General features: G+C 42.9%; 3 protein-coding genes and 1 pseudogene. 3 read left to right on the forward strand and 1 reads right to left on the reverse strand.

Annotation, left to right across the window (positions count from 1 at the left end; translation table 11 throughout):
• Window positions 1–137: 137 nt before the first annotated feature.
• The 3 genes and pseudogenes from JMX83_RS14810 to JMX83_RS14820 form a co-directional block, all read left to right on the forward strand.
• Window positions 138–533 (forward strand): annotated as a pseudogene (locus tag JMX83_RS14810) (outer membrane protein); the annotation flags it as partial.
• Between the two features lie 193 nt (window positions 534–726).
• Window positions 727–1,341 carry an NfeD family protein gene (locus JMX83_RS14815; RefSeq protein ID WP_201603341.1) on the forward strand — a complete coding sequence of 205 codons (615 nt, stop codon included), beginning with the start codon at window positions 727–729 and terminating at the stop codon, window positions 1,339–1,341.
• Window positions 1,342–1,431: 90 nt separating this feature from the next.
• A complete protein-coding gene (locus JMX83_RS14820; RefSeq protein WP_201603343.1) occupies window positions 1,432–2,313 on the forward strand; it encodes an SPFH domain-containing protein in 882 nt (293 codons plus the stop codon).
• Here the strand turns inward: JMX83_RS14820 and JMX83_RS15295 are convergent.
• Window positions 2,279–2,474 (reverse strand): hypothetical protein (locus tag JMX83_RS15295; protein WP_227675884.1); only part of this gene is annotated, 196 nt, incomplete at its 5' end. The genes JMX83_RS14820 and JMX83_RS15295 overlap by 35 nt on opposite strands.

Below are 2,474 nucleotides of genomic sequence, written 5' to 3' on the forward strand. Positions count from 1 at the left end.
AATTCTCTCCCATTGGTCATCACGTAGGGCATGTCGTCTTGTCATAGTCATTGAGCTCAAATTCCTAAATACGATCTAAGTATAGCTTATTCTGAAATATCCATGCTAATTGATGACACGCCCTAGATGATCCAACTGCATATGGCGTTTATGCTGGTTATAACTTCGATCCTAACTTTGGTGCTGAGATTGAGTATGTAGGTTCTAATGACGCTGATGTTGATACAGGTAACAGTGGCATTGACGCTGAATTTGATCTAAAAACTTATGGTGCTTATGGTACTTACCGTTATGCATTCCCAAATACTGGTTTATATGCAAAAGGTAAACTAGGCTTTGCTAAAGCTGAGATTGAAGTTTCTGCTGAGGACTTTCTTGGAAACTCTGGAAGTGATAGCGATAGCGACAGTGGTGTAGCTGGCGGTATTGGCTTGGGTTATAACTTCAACCCTAATATGAGTGTTGAAGCTGAATATGACTATGTTGCTGAAGACCTTACGCTATTAACTCTTGGTGCACATTACAAATTCTAAGCTTTAATTTGTGTGGATGACTAAAAAACGATCACTTTAAGTGGTCGTTTTTTTTGTGCTGATTTTAATATTCATTATGCTTGTTTTATTAAAATACTGCACCATAAATAATAATAGGTAATTGATTTTTAAGATAATATTATTTACAAAACTGTGCTACATTGGAGATAGGCAGATACAGGAGTAGACAGCGATGATTGAGACTATCTGGATGATTGAACCTTGGCATTGGTTGGTGTTGGGCTTCTCCTTGATGATTGCTGAGATATTTATTCCGACCTTTGCAAGTCTTTGGTTTGGAGCTGCAGCCGTGATCGTTGCCGCTTTAGCGTGGCTGCTGCCCATTCCGTTATTATTTCAGGTATTGATCTGGCTTACGCTATCGGTTTTGTTTATGTTTGCTTGGGTCAAATACATCAAGCCGCTGTCCATGAACCGCAAAAAGGCGGGGCAGAGTAGTGATCTGATTATTGGTGAGATAGGCATGATCGTGGTCAAACCGCAAAAAGGCATTTCAGGTATGGTGCGCTTTAACGTGCCTATTTGGGGTGCAGATGAGTGGCCATGCCGTACAGCAGGCGTGAATGTCGAGACAGGTGATCGAGTGGTAGTCATAAAGATGGTCGGCGATGAGATGGTGGTTGCACCCACGCAGCGCCTCCAAGCACCCAAAACCATACATCCAAACATTACCCCGACGATCAACAGTCAAGTGCCTGCAAGCAGCAGAATGCCTGCCAAACAATCTAAAGCGAGTAGACTGAGCTTGCACAAACCCGATCTCAAAGAGACAGGTACTAGCAAATGAACGTTATCACGTACCAAAGATTTTTAAATTAAGAAAAAAAGGACATAAATCACGTCGCTGGCAAATAAAGCGAGGGTCAAGGAGAATCACATGGGTAGCATCTTGAGTAGTTTAAATGGCGTCGGTATCGTGATGCTGGTATTGGCAGCATTGGTGGTCTTTACCGTCTTTAAGAGTGTCTGTATTGTTCCGCAAGGGTACAAGTGGGTCGTGCAGCGGCTGGGTAAATATCAGCAAACATTAGAGCCTGGCTTTAGCATTATCATTCCTTTTGTGGATAGAGTCGCTTATAAAGTCACCACAAAGGACATCGTATTAGACATTCCATCACAAGAAGTCATCACCCGTGATAACGTCGTTATCATCGCTAATGCCGTGGCTTATATCAACATCTTGCGTCCAGACAAAGCGGTCTACGGCATTGAAGATTATGAGCATGGTATCCGCAATTTGGTGCAAACTTCCTTGCGCTCGATCATTGGTGAAATGGATTTGGATAATGCTTTATCAAGTCGTGATGAGATCAAAGCATTGCTCAAACATGCGATCTCAGAAGACATCGCTGATTGGGGTATTACGCTTAAAACCGTAGAAATTCAAGATATTAATCCATCGCAAACTATGCAAGCCTCTATGGAAGAGCAAGCAGCCGCAGAGCGTTTACGCCGTGCGACCGTTACTCGTGCCGATGGTCAAAAACAAGCCGCTATTTTGGAAGCAGATGGACGTCTGGAAGCCTCACGTCGCGATGCTGAGGCGCAAGTGGTACTGGCTAAAGGCTCAGAGGAGTCGATTCGTCTTATCACAGCGGCGATGGGTGACGAAGAGATGCCGATTGTCTATTTACTTGGCGAGCAGTACATCAAGTCCATTCGCCAACTGGCAGAGTCTGACAACTCAAAAATGGTGGTGTTGCCAGCAGATATTTTGAGCACTGTTAAAGGCATGGTTGGCGATAAATTAAAGCTGTAAGCATTTCAAAAAATACAGAAAAAAGACCTCCTAGGGAGAATATAGCAAAAACTATGTAATCCTGCTGACTGACTGACTGAAAGCCCCTTAAATACTGAGTTCTTGGGGCTTTTTTATTTTTACACAGTGTGTAATAAAGTGTGTAAAAAGCAAAAGCGGTA

Source organism: Psychrobacter piscatorii (assembly GCF_904846415.1).
In the GTDB taxonomy this organism is placed as follows: Bacteria; Pseudomonadota; Gammaproteobacteria; order Pseudomonadales; family Moraxellaceae; genus Psychrobacter; species Psychrobacter piscatorii.